The 19430-nt window shown below is 63.0% G+C and carries 12 protein-coding genes; 5 read left to right on the forward strand and 7 right to left on the reverse strand.

Going from position 1 to position 19430, the window contains the following annotated elements; translation table 11 throughout:
* The gene (locus tag AC1RMF_RS00975; RefSeq protein WP_493138844.1) at window positions 1–1569 is read right to left on the reverse strand and encodes a methyl-accepting chemotaxis protein; all 1569 of its coding nucleotides are present in this window, start codon (window positions 1567–1569) and stop codon (window positions 1–3) included.
* Between the two features lie 240 nt (window positions 1570–1809).
* On the opposite strand from AC1RMF_RS00975, the gene AC1RMF_RS00980 reads away from it, so the two are divergent.
* Window positions 1810–2622 (forward strand): crotonase/enoyl-CoA hydratase family protein, encoded by an 813-nt coding sequence (locus AC1RMF_RS00980; RefSeq protein WP_493138846.1) that lies wholly within the window; start codon window positions 1810–1812, stop codon window positions 2620–2622.
* A 3-nt stretch (window positions 2623–2625) separates the two neighbouring features.
* On the opposite strand, the gene AC1RMF_RS00985 is transcribed toward AC1RMF_RS00980, so the two are convergent.
* Window positions 2626–6183, reverse strand: a complete 3558-nt coding sequence (locus AC1RMF_RS00985; protein WP_493138848.1) for a transglutaminase family protein — start codon at window positions 6181–6183, stop codon at window positions 2626–2628.
* 165 nt (window positions 6184–6348) lie between these two features.
* Between AC1RMF_RS00985 and AC1RMF_RS00990 the strand changes: the two genes are divergently transcribed.
* From AC1RMF_RS00990 to AC1RMF_RS01000, 3 genes are all read left to right on the forward strand, one after another.
* Window positions 6349–8805: a DNA internalization-related competence protein ComEC/Rec2 gene (locus tag AC1RMF_RS00990; protein ID WP_493138850.1), complete on the forward strand. Its 2457-nt coding sequence runs from the start codon at window positions 6349–6351 to the stop codon at window positions 8803–8805.
* An 89-nt stretch (window positions 8806–8894) separates the two neighbouring features.
* Window positions 8895–10352, forward strand: a complete 1458-nt coding sequence (locus tag AC1RMF_RS00995; RefSeq protein WP_493138852.1) for a circularly permuted type 2 ATP-grasp protein — start codon at window positions 8895–8897, stop codon at window positions 10350–10352.
* A gap of 3 nt (window positions 10353–10355) precedes the next feature.
* Complete coding sequence (locus AC1RMF_RS01000; RefSeq protein WP_493138854.1) at window positions 10356–11312, forward strand: alpha-E domain-containing protein; 957 nt, start codon at window positions 10356–10358, stop codon at window positions 11310–11312.
* 13 nt (window positions 11313–11325) lie between these two features.
* Here AC1RMF_RS01000 and AC1RMF_RS01005 read toward each other — a convergent pair whose 3' ends face one another.
* Window positions 11326–12888 (reverse strand): methyl-accepting chemotaxis protein, encoded by a 1563-nt coding sequence (locus AC1RMF_RS01005; protein WP_493138856.1) that lies wholly within the window; start codon window positions 12886–12888, stop codon window positions 11326–11328.
* A gap of 139 nt (window positions 12889–13027) precedes the next feature.
* On the opposite strand from AC1RMF_RS01005, the gene AC1RMF_RS01010 reads away from it, so the two are divergent.
* Window positions 13028–13897: an HDOD domain-containing protein gene (locus tag AC1RMF_RS01010; RefSeq protein WP_493138858.1), complete on the forward strand. Its 870-nt coding sequence runs from the start codon at window positions 13028–13030 to the stop codon at window positions 13895–13897.
* A 24-nt stretch (window positions 13898–13921) separates the two neighbouring features.
* Here the strand turns inward: AC1RMF_RS01010 and AC1RMF_RS01015 are convergent, their stop codons facing one another.
* From AC1RMF_RS01015 to AC1RMF_RS01030, 4 genes are read right to left on the reverse strand one after another with little or no spacing between them, the layout of a single operon-like run.
* Window positions 13922–15181, reverse strand: a complete 1260-nt coding sequence (locus tag AC1RMF_RS01015; RefSeq protein ID WP_493138860.1) for an SPOR domain-containing protein — start codon at window positions 15179–15181, stop codon at window positions 13922–13924.
* 3 nt (window positions 15182–15184) lie between these two features.
* The gene (mltB, locus tag AC1RMF_RS01020; protein ID WP_493138862.1) at window positions 15185–16366 is read right to left on the reverse strand and encodes a lytic murein transglycosylase B; all 1182 of its coding nucleotides are present in this window, start codon (window positions 16364–16366) and stop codon (window positions 15185–15187) included.
* On the reverse strand, window positions 16363–18432 hold the full coding sequence (locus tag AC1RMF_RS01025) for a transglutaminase TgpA family protein (protein ID WP_493138864.1): 2070 nt from the start codon (window positions 18430–18432) through the stop codon (window positions 16363–16365). Before AC1RMF_RS01025 ends, mltB begins: the two co-directional genes overlap by 4 nt.
* Window positions 18429–19427, reverse strand: coding sequence for a DUF58 domain-containing protein (locus AC1RMF_RS01030; RefSeq protein ID WP_493138866.1), 999 nt, complete (start codon window positions 19425–19427; stop codon window positions 18429–18431). Before AC1RMF_RS01030 ends, AC1RMF_RS01025 begins: the two co-directional genes overlap by 4 nt.
* Between the last annotated feature and the right edge of the window lie 3 nt (window positions 19428–19430).

The raw sequence follows: 19430 nt of genomic DNA on the forward strand, positions 1-19430 counted from the left end.
TCAGCCCTCCAGCCGGGGCAGGTGCAAGTTGTTTTGTGCGCCCAGGTTGAAGACGGCCACGGCCCGTACCAGCTCCTGAGCCTGGTTTTTCAGGCTGGCTGCGGCGGCAGCCATTTCTTCCACCAGGGCGGCATTTTGCTGGGTGGTCTGGTCCATCTGCCCCAGGGCGGAACCTACCTGTACCATCTCGTGTGCCTGATGGTCTGTTGCCGAGCTGATGCCTCCCATGAGATCGGTGACGCGGCGAATGCTCTGCACCACCTCGGTCATGGTTTCACCCGCCTGATCCACCAACGTGGTGCCTTGCGCAACGCGGTCCACACTGGCTGATATCAGCAACTTGATTTCCTTGGCTGCGTCAGCGGAACGGCCCGCCAGCGCACGTACTTCGCTGGCCACCACGGCAAAGCCTCGACCCTGCTCACCGGCGCGCGCAGCTTCGACGGCGGCATTGAGCGCCAGGATGTTGGTCTGGAAGGCGATGCCGTCGATGACGCCAATGATGTCGTTGATCTTGCGCGACGACTCGTTGATGCCCTTCATGGTTTCCACCACCTGAGCTACTACCTCGCCACCCTTGGCGGCAACCTGGGATGCGTTCAAGGCCAATTGGTCGGCCTGGCGCGCGGCTTCTGCGTTCTGGTTGACGGACTGATTGACCGTGTCCATGGATGCGGTGGTGGTCTGCAGCGCATTGGCCTGGTTCTCGGTCCGCACCGACAGGTCGTGGTTGCCATTGGCAATCTCTGAGCTGGCAATGGCCACACCTTCCGAGCCGGAGCGCACACCTGCCACTACCTTGCGCAAGGACTCCTGCATTTGCGAAAGTGCCGCCATGATGCTGCCGGGTGCCGTCGTGCCAGCCTGAGAGGTCTGGCTCAGGTCGCCGCCTTCGATCTGGTTGGCGTATGCCACCACATCACTGGGGTCTGCGCCAATCTGGCGCAGCACGGTGCGCCCGGTCAGGGCCAGGAAGGCACCCACCACGCCCAGGACCAGTGCGCTGATGCCCAGCATTCCCAGCAATGCTGCACGGGTCAGCGTGGTGGCAGATTCGCGTTGCTCGTCCGCCGTCTTGTTGGCCTGATCCACGATCTTGGCGATCGCACTGCGATGGCCCGCATATTCGACCTGCATGGCGCGAATGGTGGAATTGATGGTGTCAATGTCGCTGGCGGCCATTGCCGGGATCAGCTCCTTATTGATCAGTTTGAAGATGGCTTGTGCATGCTTGTCCGACTCGACCAGGCCTGCGTGCAGTTCATCGCCAATGTCCTGCTGTTTCCAGTATTCACTGCGGGTTTCGTAGGCCTTCTGCAACACGGGCAGTTGCTTGATCAACGCCTCCTGCTCGGAGGAGGGGGAGTTGATGGCCTGTACCGACACAAGATAGCTTTCCATCACGAACAGAGGCGGCGGAAGCACGTCGGCTACAAGGTCCTTGGTCTGGATGATGCGTTCATAGACCGGGCCGTTGACCTTGATGCGACCAAGGACCACATAAGATACCAGGCTGACAGCCAGCAGGCCAATACCGAACACAGCGGCCAGTAGCCAAAAACGTTTCACAAGTCTCATAAATCCAACCTCTTTGTCTATTGTCGTTACGCGAAATAATGCTTCCAACCGGTTTGCCAACCCATCCGATAAGGCCACAATGTAACTGCACTTATGGTTGCCAGAAATTTCCGGCTTGGCAACCGGATAAACACCTGCAAGCCCTGTGCAAAGATGGGTACGGTGAAGGCAATGCATCAAGTATCGTGCCAGGCGGGAAGGCGGATTGGCAATCACAGGAGAGGTAAGTACATGGCCTATGAAACACTGACGATTGATCTTCAGGATCACATTGCGACCGTCACTTTGAACCGGCCCGAAAAAGGCAACGCATTGAATGCGGGTATGTGGAGTGAAATCCGGCAGGCATTTGAATGGGTCGATCACACCGCCCAGGCACGTGTTGCCATTTTGCGGGGCGAGGGGCGACATTTCTGCACCGGCATCGATCTGCACATGATGATGAACGTGGTGCGGCAAATCCAGACCGATTGTGACGGGCGTACCCGCGAAGAGCTGCGCAACATCATCATTGACATGCAGGGCACTTTGACCAGCCTGGAGCGCTGCCGCAAGCCAGTGCTGGCAGCTGTCCATGGCGCCTGTATTGGCGGTGGCATAGACCTGATCTGCTGTGCCGACATGCGCTATGCCACGGACGATGCCCAGTTCAGCATCCGCGAAATCGACATTGGCATGACCGCTGACGTAGGCACCTTGCAGCGCATGCCCAAGCTCGTAGGCGAAGGCATGGTGCGCGAGCTGGCCTACACCGGAAGGGTATTCAGCGGGACCGAGGCGGCAGCCATGCGCCTGGTCAACCGCACGTTTGAGTCGAAGGAGGCCTTGTACCAAGGGGTGCAGGAAATCGCCGCGACCATCGCGCTCAAGGGCCCCCTGGCCATACGCGGCACCAAGGAGATGATCACCTACGCCCGCGACCACAGCGTGGCCGACGGACTGAACTATGTCGCAACCTGGAACGCCGCCATGCTCATGAGTGCGGACCTGGCCGAGGCCATGCAGGCCTCCCTGCAAAAGCGCAAGCCTGTATTCAAGGACTGAGCGTCAGCCCCTGCGCAAATCCTTGGTGAACGGAAACTCCTTGCTGGCCGCCACATTGATGGTGGCCGGTGGAATGACCAGGGTGCCGGGCGTATGGCCCATGGCGGCAAAGCGCGACAGGCGGCGGCTCTCGGCCTCAAATGCATTGACCGGGAAGTTCTCGTAGGCCAGGCCACCCGGGTGGGTGACGAAGTACTGGCAACCGCCCACCGAGCGCTTCATCCAGGTGTCCACGATGTCAAAGGTCAGCGGAGCATGCAGGCCGATGCTGGGGTGCAGGCTGCTGGGCGGGTTCCAGGCCTTGTAGCGCACACCGGCAACAAATTCGCCCACCGTACCCGTGCTCTGCATGGGCAAGGCCTTGCCGTTGCAGGTGATGACGTAGCGGCTCTCGTTGAGGCCGCTCACGCGCACCTCCATGCGCTCCAGGCTGGAGTCCACATAGCGCGCGGTACCACCGGCACTGCTTTCCTCGCCCATCACATGCCAGGGTTCCAGCGCGTTGCGCAACGTGAGCTCGATCCCCATGCTCTGCACACCGCCCACCAGCGGGAAGCGGAACTCGAAGTGCGGTGCAAACCAGCTCTCATCGAATGCATAGCCGGCCTGCTTCATCTCACCGATGACGTCGTGGAAGTCCATCTGGATGAAGGTGGGCAACATGAAGCGGTCATGCAGCTCGGTGCCCCAACGGGTGACCGGGGCCTTGTAAGGCGTCTTCCAGAACCGCGCCACCAGGGCACGCAACAGCAACTGCTGCACGCTGCTCATGTGCGGATGCGGCGGCATCTCGAAGGCACGCAGTTCCAGCAGGCCCAAGCGGCCCGTGCTGGAGTCGGGCGAGTACATCTTGTCGATGGAGAACTCGCTGCGGTGGGTATTGCCGGTGACGTCGATCAGGATGTTGCGCAAGGTGCGGTCTACCAGCCAGGGCGGCATGCTCTGGCCATAGGTGTCGCGGTTCTTGTAGATCTGCTCGATCGCGATTTCCAGCTCGTACAGCTGGTCGTTGCGTGCCTCGTCCACACGCGGCGCCTGGCTGGTCGGGCCGACAAACATGCCGCTGAACAGGTAGCTCAGGCTTGGGTGGTTGTGCCAATACAGCAGCAGGCTGGCCAGCAGTTCGGGCTTGCGCAAGAAGGGGCTGTCTGCCGGCGTGGCGCCACCCATCACAAAGTGGTTGCCGCCACCGGTGCCGGTGTGGCGACCATCGGTCATGAACTTCTCGGCCGACAGGCGCGACTCAAAGGCGGCGTTGTACAGGAACTCGGTGTTGTAGACCAGCTCCTTCCAATGGGTGACAGGATGGATGTTGACCTCGATCACGCCGGGGTCGGGAGTCACCGAGAGTTGTTTCAGCCGCGGGTCGCGCGGAGGCGGGTAGCCTTCCAGCACGATCTTGACCTTCAGCTCGGTGGCCGTGGCTTCAATCGCTGCCAGCAGGTCCAGATAGTCTTCCAGCAGTTCCAGCGGCGGCATGAACACGTACATCACGCCGGACTTTTCGCCTACGGCCTCGGCCTTGGGGCCGTTGGCGCGGCGCGGGTCACGCACTTCCACGCACAGCGCGGTGCGGGTGATCCAGTGGGCAGACTCCTGCCGGTTGGGCATGCGGGCAAAGTCGGCCGGTTCTGCCTGGGTGCTGCTTTGGGCGTTGGCCGCGACTGCGCTGCTTGCCGCACTGGCGCGGCTCTGTATCTTGCGCGCGGCTTCACTTTGCGCGCCGGTGCCTGCCAGGTATGGCGTGGCTCCGCCCGCCACGCCATTGCTGCCCAGGGCACCGGCCTTGTCGGCTCCTGTTGCCGCCGTTGAGCCAGCAACCGAGCTGCCCGGCGCATAGCGCTGTGCAAATGCAGCATAGGGGGGCAACTCGCCGCGTGGCGCGGTCGGGTCCAGTTCCACCAGATAGGGATAGTCGCCTTCGCTGACCCAGGGCAGGGAGTCCAAGGGCAGGCGCAGGCCCATGGGCGAGTCGCCGGGCATCAGGTACATGCGCTCGTCCCGGAAGAACCACGGGCCGGTTTTCCACTCAGGGCCGGTCAGGCGCGGGCCGTCGCTGGACTTGAGTGGCAGCACAAAGCCCACCACCGAGTCGAGCTTTTGCTCGAACACGCGGCGCAGGCGCGAGCGTTCCATCTCGTCGTCCAGGCGCGACTTGAAGGGGTCCACATTCACCGGCAGGCGGCGTTCGCGCCACAGGTAGTACCAGGTGTCCTCGTAGGCGGGCTGCACGTATTTGTCGGTCAGGCCGAGCCGAGCAGCCAGGGTGCGGATGAAGCGTCCTGCTTCCTCGCTGCTGTAGTGCGTGGGGTTGCGCTCGTCCACGAACAGCGCGGGATTTTTCCAGACCGGCTGCTTGTCGGCGCGCCAGTAGATGTTCAGGGCCCAGCGCGGCAATTGCTCACCCGGGTACCACTTGCCCTGGCCGAAGTGCAGAAAACCGCCCTGGCCATATTCGTCACGCAGCTTGTGCACCAGTGCGGTGGCAAAGCCGCGCTTGGTCGGGCCCAGGGCGTCGGTATTCCATTCGGCCGCGTCGCGGTCATCCACGGCGACAAAGGTGGGCTCGCCGCCCATAGTCAGGCGTACGTCGCCGGCAACCAGTTCGCCATCGACCTGCTCGCCCAGTTCCATCACCGCGTCCCATTGTTCCGGGGTGTAGGGTTTGGTGACGCGCGGCGACTCGTACAGGCGGGTGACCTGCATGTGGTGGCTGAACTCGACTTCGCTCTTGTCCACGCCACCTTCAATGGGAGCCGCGCCCGAGGGCTGTGGCGTGCAGGCCAGGGGGATGTGGCCTTCGCCGGCCAGCAGACCGGAGGTGGCGTCCAGGCCAATCCAGCCAGCACCGGGCAGGTACACCTCGCACCAGGCGTGCAGGTCGGTGAAGTCCACTTCGGTGCCGCTGGGGCCGTCCAGCGCCTTCACATCGGGCTTGAGCTGGATCAGGTAGCCTGAAACAAAGCGCGCGGCCAAGCCGCAGTGGCGCAGCAGTTGCACCATCAGCCAGGCCGAGTCACGGCAGGAGCCGGAGGCCTTGGTCAGGGTTTCGTCCGGCGTCTGCACGCCGGGCTCCATGCGGATGGTGTAATTCACATCCTTGTGCACCAGTTGGTTCAGGTCCACCAGGAACATGACGCTACGGCGCTTGGTGTAGTCCACCTTCTTCAAATACGCCTCCACCAGCGGCGTCATCTTGTCTGCAATGAGGTAGGGTGCGAGCTCCTGCTTGAGGTTGGCTTCGTAGGTGAAGGGGAACTCTTCGGCTTCGGGTTCCAGGAAGAAGTCGAACGGGTTGTACACCGCCATTTCGACTACCAGATCCACCGTGACCTTGAACTCGCGGGTCTTTTCCGGAAACACCAGGCGCGCCTGGTAGTTGGAAAACGGGTCCTGCTGCCAGTTCAGGAAATGGGTTGCAGGCTCGACCTTGAGCGAATACGAGATGACCTTGCTGCGGCAATGGGGCGCCGGGCGCAGGCGGATGACCTGCGGGCCCAGGGCCACCAGCCGGTCGTAACTGTAGTGGGTAACGTGGTTGAGCGCTGCGTGAATGGACATAGGTGGTGTATCTCGGTAGATAGGTGCTTGGGCCTCGTCTGGCGTGTGCAGGTCGCTTCGATAGTAGCAAGAGTTCATTGTCCGGCTTTGACAGCCGTCACCTTGGTAAAAGCAAGAGACGGGCCATCCCGCTTGGCGCCTGCCCGAACCGCTAGCATGCAGGGCATGGCCGAAGTGCATCTTTTCAGCTCAGACCCACCGCACCAGCGCGTCGGCCCCTTTGCCGCATTGCTGGGCTGGGTGCTGGGGGCGGCCCTGCAACTGCAGCAGGCTAACCTGTGGCCGCTCCAGGCCTACCTGCTCCTGGCGCTGGCGGGTCTGGCGTGGTGCGTGTGGCAACGCCGCCGGCCGGCCTGGGCACGGAAGCACCGACAGTTGGGCTGGTTGCTGGCGATGGCACTGCTCGGGTTTGCCAGCACCGGTTTGCGTTGCCTGGCATACGAGACGCGAGCCCTGCTGCCGGCGCTGGAAGGGCGGGACGTGCAGGGCACGGGCGTGGTCGTCGACATGCCGCAGCGCGGTGAGGCCGGCTTGCGCTTTACCTTGGCCATCGAGGCGGCCGTGTTGGAGGGGCAACCAGTGGACATGCCACCCCGGGTTGATGTGGGCTGGTACACCACCGGTGTATCTGCAACAGGTGATACGGTGGCCTTGCAGCGCCAGCCCGAGGACGTGCATGCCGGAGAGCGTTGGCGCATGACCTTGCGGCTCAAGGCGCCACACGGCAGCCGCAACCCCTTTGGCTTTGACTACGAACTGTGGTTGTGGGAGCGCGGGGTCCAGGCAACGGCCTATGTGAGGGCCAGTGCAGCGGACCCGGTACCGCAGCTGCTGGGGCAGACCTGGACGCACCCGGTGGCGCTGCTGCGTCAGACGGTACGTGAGCGCATTGCGACCCATGTGGAGCAGCGTCAATATGCAGGGCTGATTGCCGCATTGGTGGTGGGCGACCAGAACGCCATAGACCGGGTGGACTGGGACGTGTTTCGTGCTGCGGGCGTGGCGCATCTGGTCAGCATCTCCGGCTTGCACATCACGATGTTCGCCTGGGCTGCTGCCTGGCTGGTCGGCTGGCTCTGGCGCCGATCCGGGCCCTTGTGCCTGTGGTTGCCCGCACCCACCGCCGCCTGGGTCGGCGGCCTGGCACTGGCCTTGGCGTACGCCGTGTTTTCGGGTTGGGGGATTCCGGCGCAGCGCACCTGCCTGATGCTGGGTATCGTGACCGCGCTCAGGCTGTCCGGGGCTCGCTGGCCCTGGCCGCAGACCTGGATGCTGGCGTGTGCGGCGGTGGTGGCCATGGACCCCTGGGCACTATTGCAGGCTGGCTTCTGGCTCAGTTTTGTGGCGGTGGGCGTTCTGTTTGCCACAGATGACGGCGCCTTGCGCGAGCCGGTTGCGGACGGCCGACTGCAGGATGCCGCGGCGCGCCTGCGCGCCATGCTGCGCGAGCAATGGGTGGTCACGGTGGCACTGGCGCCGCTCACGCTGTTCCTGTTTGGGCAGTTGTCCATCGTCGGGCTGGTGGCCAATGCCTTTGCCATTCCCTGGGTCACGCTGGTGCTCACACCGCTGGCGATGGCTGGCGTTGCCTGGCCCTGGTTGTGGAACCTGGCCGGCAGCGCCATTGCGCTGCTGCTGTCTGTGCTGCAGGTGTTGGTGGCCTGGCCCTGGGCCACACTGGCATTGCCTGCGGCGCCCTGGTGGCTGGCGGCGGCCGGTGTTGTGGGCGGGATTCTGCTGCTGGCGCGTCTGCCCTGGCATGTACGCGGTCTGGGGTTGCCGCTCCTGTTGCCGGTGCTGCTGTGGCAGGCGGCGGTTCCGGGCCACGGTGCGTTCGAGTTGTTGGCCGCTGACGTGGGGCAAGGCAATGCCGTGCTGGTGCGCACAGCCAGTCACGCGCTGCTGTACGACGCCGGGCCGCGCTACAGCCTGGAGAGTGATGCCGGACACCGCGTGCTGTTGCCCCTGCTGCAGGCCCTCAACACGCGTCTGGATACGGTGGTGATCAGCCACCGCGATACCGACCATATCGGCGGCGCTGCGGCGGTTCTGACCATGCAACCCCAGTCCACCCTGCTGAGCTCCATTGCGGCGGACGACAGGTTGCAAGCTGTGCATCCGGCGCAGCGCTGTGTGGCGGGCCAGCATTGGGAGTGGGACGGCGTGCAGTTCGACATGCTGCATCCGCAGGCTGGGGATTACGAATCACCGCGCAAGCCCAATGCGTTGTCCTGCGTGCTGCGCATCCAGAGTGCCGCCATGCCCGTGCCCGTGGTGGCATTGTTGGTCGGCGATATTGAAAAGCCCCAGGAGGATGCGCTGGTTGCGGCCCAAGCTGCCATCAAGGCAGATTTGCTGCTGGTCCCTCACCACGGCAGCAAGACCTCCAGCAGCGATGCGTTTCTGGACGCCGTGCAGCCGCATGAAGCATGGGTTCAATCGGGGTATCGCAACCGCTACGGACATCCGGCTGCCACGGTCTTGCAGCGCTACCAGGTGCGCGGCATTGTGGTGCGTGACTCGCCTCATTGTGGTGCTATGCAATGGCTCTCGACAGAGCCTGCGCAGGTGCACTGCACGCGTACCGAAAGCGTGCATTACTGGAGTCACCGTGTTCCATAGGAGTGCATGAGTCGAGCGATGAATCAGGGTTAGTATGTTGGTGCGAAGCTTGCTTAGAAGATCAACAGAGATTGAGTTCAAGAGGATTTATGCAGAAATTTGACGAGATGTACACCAAGCTGCCCTACGAGTTCTTCTCCAAAGGTGAGCAAATCCGCGATCACTACAAGATCTACGATGAGTGGCTGGCCCGCCAACCTGGCGACATGATGGCCAAGCGGCGCGAGGAGGCGGAAATGATCTTCCGCCGCGTCGGCATCACGTTCGCGGTGTACGGTGAGAAGGACGAGAGCGGAGCCGGTACCGAACGTCTGATTCCCTTTGACCTCATCCCCCGCATCATTCCGGCCCACGAGTGGGCCAGCATGGAAAAAGGCCTGGTGCAACGCGTCAATGCGCTCAACCGCTTCATCCACGACATCTACCACGAGCAGGAAATCCTCAAGGCCGGCGTCGTGCCGCGCGACCAGATCGAGGGCAATGCCCAGTTCCGGCCCGAGATGGTGGGCGTGGACGTGCCACACCAGATCTATTCCCACATCTCCGGCATCGACATCGTGCGTGCGCCCGACGCCAAGGGCAACGGCGAATACTACGTGCTGGAAGACAACCTGCGCGTGCCCAGTGGGGTGAGCTACATGCTGGAAGACCGCAAGATGATGATGCGGCTGTTCCCCGACTTGTTCAGTGCACACCGCGTTGCACCGATCGCGCACTATCCCGACCTGTTGCTGGAAACGCTGCGCGCCAGCAGCCCCGAGACCAGCGCCGACCCTACGGTGGTGGTGTTGACTCCCGGCATGTACAACAGCGCCTACTTCGAGCATGCCTTCCTGGCCCAGCAGATGGGCGTGGAACTGGTCGAAGGCCAGGACCTGTTTGTGAAAGACAAGTTCGTCTACATGCGCACCACGCGCGGACCGCGTCGCGTGGACGTGATCTACCGCCGAGTGGATGACGACTTCCTGGACCCCACCGTGTTCCGCCCGACCTCCACCCTGGGTTGTGCCGGGCTGGTGGATGCCTACCGCTCGGGCCATGTGACCATCTGCAACGCAGTGGGCACGGGCATCGCGGACGACAAGTCCATCTACCCGTATGTGCCCAAGATGATCGAGTTCTACCTGGGTGAAAAGCCCATCCTGAACAACGTCCCCACCTACATGTGCCGCAACAAGGACGATCTGGCCTACACCCTGGCCAACCTGAAGGATCTGGTGGTCAAGGAAGTGCACGGCGCCGGTGGCTACGGCATGCTGGTGGGACCGGCGGCAACGGCAGCGGAAATCGAGGACTTCCGCAAGGCGGTGCTGGCCAACCCCAGCGGCTACATCGCCCAGCCCACGCTCAGCCTCTCGAGCTGTCCCACTTTTGTGGAAAGCGGCATCGCACCGCGCCACATTGATTTGCGCCCCTATGTGCTCTCCGGCAAGACGGTGCAGATGGTGCCCGGCGGCCTGACACGGGTGGCCCTGAAGGAGGGCTCGCTGGTGGTGAACAGCAGCCAGGGCGGCGGCACCAAAGATACCTGGATTTTGGAGAACTAGAACATGCTGTCACGTACCGCCGATCACCTCTTCTGGATGTCCCGCTATACCGAGCGGGCCGAGAACACCGCGCGCATGCTGGATGTGAATTACCAGACCTCTCTGCTGCCCCAATCCGAAGCCGTGGCCCTCATGGGATGGCAGGGTCTGCTGAGCATCAGCGAACTCACCGGTGCCTACAACAAGCGCTTTGAAACGGTCACAGCGCAGAACGTGATGAGCTTCATGGTCAAGGACGAGAGCAACCCGTCCTCCATCGTCTCCTGCCTGGGCGCTGCCCGGGAAAATGCGCGTGCCGTGCGTGGCACCCTGACCACCGAAGTCTGGGAGACGCTCAACCAGACCTGGCTGGAAGTCAAACGCATGATCAAGAGCGGCGAGTTCGAGGCCGACCCCGCGCAGTTCTTTGAATGGGTGAAGTTCCGCTCGCACCTCTCACGCGGTGTCACCGTGGGCACCATGCTGATGGACGAGGCCCTGTACTTCATGCGCATGGGCACGTTCCTGGAGCGCGCCGACAACACCGCGCGTCTGGTGGATGTGAAGTTCCATGCGGTGCAGAGCGACTTCTACGGCGTGGCCAATGAGCGCGACCAGGAATACGACTTCTACCACTGGAGCGCCATCCTGCGCAGCGTCTCGGCCTTCGAGGTCTACCGCAAGGTCTACCGCGATGTGATCCAGCCTGAGCGCGTGGCCGAGCTGCTCATCCTCAAGCCTGACATGCCGCGCTCATTGCACGCCAGCCTCAATGAGGTGGTGAACAACCTGGCCCTGGTCTCCAGCAATCCTGGCAGCGAAACTCTGCGTCGCGCGGGCAAGCTGCGCGCTGAACTCAAGTACGGCCGCATCGACGAGATTCTCGCCACGGGCCTGCACGCCTATCTCACACAGTTCCTGGACCGTGTGAACGATCTGGGCGCGCACATCAGCCGCGAGTTCCTGGTCGCGGGAGCCTGACGGCGCAGGGCGGTTACGACGTTTCCAGCTTGAATACGGAAACGTTGTGCACCAGGTCATCGGCCAGTGATTTCAGTCGCGCAGCGGCGTCGGCCATCTCGTGCACCAGGGCGGCATTCTGTTGGGTTGCATGGTCCAGTGAGCCAACAGCTTCACCAATCTGAGCCACTCCCAGTGCCTGCTCTTCGCTGGCACTGGTGATTTCGGTCATGATGTCGGTGACCCGCCGTATGGAGTCCACCACTTCCTGCATGGTGGCACCCGCCTGATCGACTTGCAGTGTGCCTTGCTCCACGCGTTCCACACTGGTACTGATCAGGGTCTTGATTTCACGCGCGGCCTCGGCACTGCGACCAGCCAGCAGGCGTACTTCACTGGCAACCACGGCAAAGCCGCGTCCCTGTTCGCCCGCCCGTGCTGCTTCAACGGCTGCATTGAGCGCCAGGATGTTGGTCTGGAAGGCAATGCCGTCGATCACGCTGATGATGGCGGAGATGCGTGTGGAGGCTTCATTGATGCCCTTCATGGTGTCTACCACCTGGCTGACCACGGCTCCACCCTTGGTCGCAACCGCCGAAGCACTCACTGCCAGCTGATTGGCCTGCCGGGCCGAGTCGGCATTGCGTTGCACTGTGGCATTGAGCTCCTGCATATTGGCAGCGGTTTCTTCCAGTGCGCTGGCCTGGTGTTCGGTGCGGGCCGACAGATTGGCATCGCTTTGGGCGATATCTGTACTGGCGGCGGCAACACCTAGCGCGCCGCGGCGAACCTCACTCACGATGGAGGCAAAGCTGCGCTGCATACCCTGTATGGCATGCAACAGACTGGTCTGGTCACCCGCACGCAGTTCAATGGGCGTGGCCAGATCACCACCGGCCATGCGCTGCGTAATTGCCACGGCCTTCACCGGTTCTGCACCCAGCAGCGAGATGACCCCGCGCGAGATCAGCATGCTCACCGCAATCAGCACAGCAGCGAACACCACGGTGGCCAACGTGGCGTGGAAGATCCGTTGGGAGATGTATTTGTCCACCATGTCCACATACACCCCCGAACCCAGCACCCAACCCCAGGGCGCAAAGCCCTTGACAAAAGACACCTTCTGCACCGGCGTGTCGCTGCCGGGTTTGGGCCAGAGGTACCAGACAAAGCCACTGCCGTTGGTCTTGACCGTCTGAGCGAATTCCACGAACAGGTGCTTGCCGGTGGGGTCTTTGGTGTCGCTGACATCCTTGCCGTCCATTTCCGGCTTGATCGGATGCATCACCATGTGCGCATCCATGTCGTTGATCCAGAAGTACTCGTTGCCGCTGTAGCGCATCACCTTCAGGGCGTTCATGGCGCTCTTGCGGGCCTCTTCATCCGAGAGCTTTCCGGCGGCCACCTGAGCATGAAAGTGACTCACCACACCATGCGCCGTTTCCACCGCCTGCTGCACACCCAGTTGCCGCTCTTCCATGATGAGTGTGCGTTCAGTCGCCAGCAGAAAGGCCACCAATGCACTGATGCCCAGCAGGCAGATGGCTGTCAGAAGTGCCAGTCGACGGGAAATCGTGAGGGAATCAAAATGAAACATGATCGTCTCCTCTTTACATGCGTGACACAAACATGTCACTTTTGCCGACTGTGGCACCTTCATCACCCCAAAGTCTTTGACTGAAGTCAACCGCGGACGCGAAACATCCCACCGATAATCTTTGTCAAAAGGGGCCTGTATGGACGTAGCTGAGATTGACCGGGAACTGGATCACGCGCGGGACAAGGGCCCTGTGAAGGACATCGTCATACCGCCTTGCCCGGACCTTTTGATGGAGTTGCGCAAGGAAGTAGGCAAGGGCGATCCGGACCCCGGAGAAATTGCGCGTATTGCCGCCAGCGACGTGGCCATGGCCGCATCCCTGCTGCGCATTGCCAACAGTCCTTTGTACGCACGCTCGCGGTCTGCTTCCACCGTGGCGCAGGCCGTGGCCATGCTGGGTGTGGGGCAGACCATTGACATCCTGACGTGCTTTCTCACGCGCAACGCGATTCGGGTCAACTCACCGCTCATCGAGCATTTCTGGGAGACGTCCACCCGGCGCGCCATTGCCATGGGCTTCATTGCCAGGCAGCTGTATGGCGTGGACCCGGACATCGCCCATACCTGCGGACTGTTTTGCCACGTTGGCATACCCATCCTGTTGATGGGTGTCAAAGGCTATGCCGGAACGCTGGCCGAGGCTCTGGCGCGTCAGGATCGCAGCTTCACCCAGACCGAGAATGCCGCCCACAAGACCGACCACGCGGTGGTGGGCGCCATAGTTGCCAAGACCTGGCGGCTACCCCCGGTGGTGGCGCTGGCCGTACGCCTGCACCATGACTTCACCATATTGCAGGACAAGGGCTTTTCGGAAGAAGTGCGTACGCTGGTTGCCATGGCACTGGTGGCCGAGACGCTGGTGGCGCGGCATGAGGGCGTTACAGTGCACCGCGAATGGGACCGGTTTGGAGCGGCCTGCCTGACCCATTTGAATGTGGCCGAAGCAGAGATGGACGCCTGGCTGGATACGCTGTACCCGCTGTTTGAAAGCGCTGCCGTGCTGTAAACGCCGCGCGTCGGCACAGGTCTTTCAGGGCTTGAAGACCTGGGCCTCCAGATGCAGGCCGCGTATGGTGTCCGCCGCGTGGTCGGCCTCGGCCTGGGTCTCGAATGGACCGACCCGCACCCGGGTGCGCGGGCCCTTGGACGACTTGACCTCCTGCGATTGCGCGGGCAAACCGGCATCCTTGAGCTTGGTGTAGGCATTGCGGGCGTTGTTCTCGTCGGCAAACAGTCCCACGTTGACCACATAGCTGTCTGCAGTCTGCGCCGCAGCCGCCGGGCTGGATGCCGCCGGTTTGGGTTTGGCTGTGCGCGCATTCCTGGCGGCCTCTGCATGGGCTCGGGCTTCTGCCTTTGCCGCCTTCTTGCCTTTTGCGACCTTGGCCGGTTTTTCTGCTTTGGTCGGAGCTTGCGCCGTCGGCGTTGCAGCAGATGCGGCAACAGGGGTTGAAGCTGCCGGCGCAGGCGTTGGCGCGGGAACGGGCGTTGGGGTTGGCATGGGAGCGGAAGTCGCGCTCTGTGGTTCGGGTACTGCGGCCGAGTTGGCCACCTGCACCATACCCTGGCTCATGCGCGAAACGGTGTTGGATGCCTGCGTGGCTGGGGCCGAGGCAGCTTCTTGCGGCGCAGATACCGTTGCTACTGCCTGCTTGCCCTGTGCGGCTTGCCACTCGTCCACGGTCGCGGTGCGCGCCTGGCCCATCTTGCTACTGTTCAGGGGCAAGCTACCGGTGTCAGGCAGGGACTGCACGATGACGGCCACCAGGGCGCACAGCACCACATTCAAGCCCGCGAGGAGCCCCAAGCGCCGCCGTCCGGCCAACTGCTGTTGCAGCAGGGTCTGCGCTTCTTCCAGCGTGGCGCTGTCGGCCAGCGCACGCTCGATGCGTTTGTTGGTTGCCGCATACAGCCAGGCATTGCCCAGCGCACCGGGCACCGCAATGGCTGCCAATACCAGCAGCGCCAACAACCCCCACAGGCCGCTGGAAGGGAGTTGGAATACCAGGCGACCAATGCCGAACAGCAGCAGGGCCGCAAACACCACCGCACCGCCGTAGGCCAGGGCTGCACCCCAGAGGCGCCGAAATGCCAGCCAGTTGAGCGTGAGCAGCGCCGCTTCCCAATTCCAGCTCAGGCTGCTGCGGCCGGCCGCATCGAAGCGGGTGAAGGCCTTGAGGTAGTAGTCCGTACGGATGGGGCCGAGTGCGGCGCGATACAGATCGATGGTGGCGCTGGCATCGGAGCGATCCAGCAGCATTTTTTCGGAGGCGGCGTTGGGTGGGGCCATGCCTTATTTTGTCACGCCACTTTCGCGCGTTGTGGCCATTTGGGTCTGCGAACCCATGGCATCGGCCACGGCCCGGCCCAGCTCAATGACGGCCATGGCGTAGTAGCTGCTCCAGTTGTAACGGGTGATGGCGTAGAAGTTTTCGGTGCCAGCCAGGTACAGCGGCTCGGCGTCCCCGTTTTGCAGTTCAATCAAGGCCAATGGGCCGCTGTAGGTTCTTGCCGCTTCGTCCACTTGCACGCCCTTGGCAGCCAGCTGTTCTACGCTGAAGGTTGGCACGATGTCCGGTGCCAGCAGAGCCTGCTTGTCAAACAGGGCCGGGTCCACGCTGACGCCAAAGTGGGTAGGCATGCCGCGTTGCCAGTTGAAGGCCTTGAAGTAGTTGGCGACCGACCCGATCACGTCGGCCTGGCTGTTGAACAGATCCACGCGCCCGTCACCATCGAAGTCAATGGCGTACTTGACCCAGCTCGACGGCATGAACTGTGGCCAGCCCATGGCGCCGGCATAACTGCCGCGCAGCGCCAGCGGGTCGGTGTGGGTGCGGGCGGTCAGAGCCAGATATTCTTCCAGCTCCGACAGAAAAAAGGCTGTGCGGGCCTCGGCCTTGGGGTGGGCCGCGGGAAAGTCGAACGCCAGCGTGCACAGCGCATCGATCACGCGGAAGTTGCCGGTGTGCTGTCCATAGATGGTTTCCACACCAAGAATGCCCACGATGATGCTGGCGGGCACGCCGGTCTGTTCTTCGGCACGCTGCAATGTCTCGATGTTGGCCAGCCAGAATTGGGTTCCGGCCTTGATGCGCACGGGCTCCACGAAGCGGCTGCGGTAGGCCTGCCAGTTCTTGGGCACGCCTGCGGGCGGCGGGAGAATGGCCTTGGTGATGGCCGGTACAAGGCGTGCCTCACCGATCGCATGGCGCACCCAGTTCACATCCAGCCCACGGCGTGCGGCAATGGCATCGGCCTGTTGCATCACCTCCGGTCGGCTGGCATAGGGAGTGCCGGTTGCCTTGCTGTTGGTCGAAGCGGTTTTGGCCTTCACCTTGAGCTTGGTCTTGGCTTTGGAGGGCGCGGCGTGCCCTGCGTGATTTCTTTGGTAAGGAAGGGACTGGATGGCCGTAGCCGCATGGGCTGCGGTAGCGGCGCACAGCACGGCGGCAATCAGGAGGGCAAAGGGTTTCACGGTGTCTTGGGAGCTCGTTGAGGCCAGTGCAACTGGCGGTATTGCCGCTGCAGTGTACCTAGCGCGATACGCGTGGCATGTGCGTCCTGCGATGCAGGCGCATAGCGCCATGCCTCCAGACGCAATAGCCAATCGTGCAATTGCCGGATATCCGCGCTGGCCTGCCTGGAAGCTCCGCTCGGGTCGAAACCCCATTGCTTCTGCAAAGCCAAGGCCAATTGCCTGGGGGCGGCATTGGCGTCCACGACCAGCCCAGCCTGTTCCAGGCGGTGCGCCGCGCCGTGCAGCAGACGCAGCCAGGGGTCCTGGCGCATGCGCTCCCACTGTGTCCAAGCCGCGCCTGCCAAGCTGACCAGAACGATCAGACCAATGAGCAGATAGCTCAGGTCTTCCCAACCCGGTGATTCAAATCCGATGTTGCGCAACAGGTCCAGTTGGCGCGCCTGCGAATAGTTGAGCACCCACTGGTTCCAGCGGTTGTTGGTGGCTTCCCATAGCGCACGCAGATTGACTTCGAAGCCCGGGCTTAGCGTATTGAGCGCCTGGGCCACCAGTCCCGGTACCGGCACCAGACGCTGCAGCGAACCGGTGCGCCCCGGTGCCACGGCAGATGTGGGGTCCACGCGGACCCAGCCGCGGCCTGCCATCCAGACCTCTGCCCAAGCGTGGGCATCACTCTGACGCACTGTCCAGAATCCGTCGACCGCGTTGGGCTCGCCGCCCTGGTAGCCCGTTACCACGCGCGCCGGGATGTCCAGTGCACGCATCAGCAGCACAAAGCTCGATGCGATGTGCTCGCAAAAGCCCTGCTTGCGGTCAAACCAAAATTCGTCGGCCGTGTGGGTGCCGAACACACCCGGGTCTAATGTGTAGGTGTAGCCACCGGTGCGCAGCTTGTCCATTACCACCTCCACCAGCGCCGGCGCATTGGCACGGGCATAGCGCGGGTCGCGCCGTATGTCTTGTGCCAGTTGCAAGGTGCGCGGGTTGAAGCCTGGAGGCAGCTCGACCAGATCCTGCAAGCCCAGTTCCTCCTTCATAGGGCCGTGCCGGAAGGTGGTGTAGCTCTCTGCCTTGAAGCGCACCAGGTCCACCAGCGGCCGGTCCGCCGTCCATTGCAGGTCCGCCTGCATGTGCGCGCCGTAGCCCGGCAGTGCGGGCGCTTTCGGCGCGGCATCGAGCAAGGGCAACCAGGCCTGGTTGCTGCCTTCCAGCGTGACTTCGTAACGCACTGGGTCGCCACGCACCTCGAGCCGGTCTGCCAGTTGCATGTGTGCGGGAAAGCCGCTGCGCAGCGGCTTCCAGTCCCGTCCATCAAAGGTGGACAGCACCGGTCCGCGGAAGTACAGGTCGCGCTGGGCCGGCGGCTTGCCCTCGAAGCGGATGCGCATGGCAATGCTGTCGTCTAGCGCCAGATTGGCAATGCTGCCCACCCGCATGCTGTTGGACAGCCCGGTATGCCCGGCCCCGCCATCACCCGGCATGCCCCACAGCGGCGCGATGCGAGGGAACAGCACAAACAGCACGACCATGATGGGTGCACCTAGCAGCGCCATGCCCGCCGCCGTGCGTGCCGCCAGTGCCAGAGGCGGGCGACCCACCGGCATGTGGTGGTTGACCAGGGCCGTCAGCAGCCCCAGCAAACCGATCACCATGGCGAACGCCGTCAACAGGCTTTGTGAGAAAAAGAAGTTGGACAGCAGCGTGAAGAAGCCCAGGAAGAACACCACAAAGGCGTCGCGCCGGGCATGCATCTCCAGTGTCTTGAGCGCCAGCAACACCACAATGAAGGTCACGCCGGCGTCGCGGCCCATCAGAGTGCGGTGGCTGTAGAACGTGGCGCCGCTGGCGGCCAACAGCATCAGCAGCAACAGCCAGCGCGAAGGCAAGGTGCCACCGCGAACCGCAATCCAGCCACGCCAGACCAGCACCAGCGCCGTCATCACGCTGCACCACAGGGGCAGGTGGTTGACCTGGGGCAGTGTGATCCAGGCAATCACACACAGCAGGAACAGCGTGTCGCGCGTGTCGCGGGGCAGATGCTGCAGACGGTCGAGGACATTCATCGCGGTGCAGCTCCATACAGAGCCAGGGCCGCCAGACAACTGCGCTTGTGCGCTTCGCCGCTATCCGGCGCGACTTCCACGCCCGGCAGTCGCAGTCCATAACGGAAGTCCTGCTGGTTGGCCAGCAGCACCCAGGCGCACAGGCGCGAGAGTCTGGCCTCCAGTGGCATGGAGACGCCGGTGTGCTGCAGGTCCAGCCAGAGCTCAAAGTGCTGGGCTTGCTGGGTGTCGCGGCTGACCAACTGGTCGGCCTTGGCCATTTTTTTCCACACCACCATCTTCAGCGGGTCGCCGCGCCGGTAGGCCCGCACCCCATCGAACTCGCCGCTGTTGTGCCGCTGTACCGTGTGGGCGCCAGCGGCGCTGGGCTCACCCGGCGGAAGCGGTGGCGGATGGATTTCTGGCGTCGGGTACACCAGTACCTGTGCGGCGGGACGCCAGACCGTCCATACCCGGAACGTGCCCATGGGAAAGTGGGTTTCCGCCGTGAGGGTGGGCAGTGCCTGCAGGCCCCGTTGCCGGGGGTGAAACGCCAGTGTGACCTTGGCACTTCCCTCTGGCGGCACATCGGTCCAGGTCCAGTGCTGCGTGCCCAGCACGGCCAGTCCAATGCCATAACGCGTGCGTTTGCGCTGGCTGTGCAGATAGATGGGAATGCTGGCCACACCGCCGGCAAAGCAGGGTTCGGGCGCCGTCAGGTGCAGGGTCAGGCCGCGCAGGGTGCCGTGACATACATGCATGCCCACCACGGCGCAACCCGCCAGCAAAAAGGTGAGAACGTAGCCAAGATTCAGTTGGTAGTTGATGCTGGCAATCAGCAACACCAGCAGGGTGACAGCCAACATCCAGCCCGGGCGTGTGGGCAGGATGTAGACCGTGCGCTGGGTCAGCGTGATGCTGTCGCTGGGTCTGAGGCGGCTGACCCAGAAGTGCTGTACCCGGGCACGCGCATGCTGCACCGGGTGCCATAGGGGGTGGGGGAGCGCAGCCTGCACGTC

Source organism: Rhodoferax sp. GW822-FHT04A08 (genome assembly GCF_058801025.1).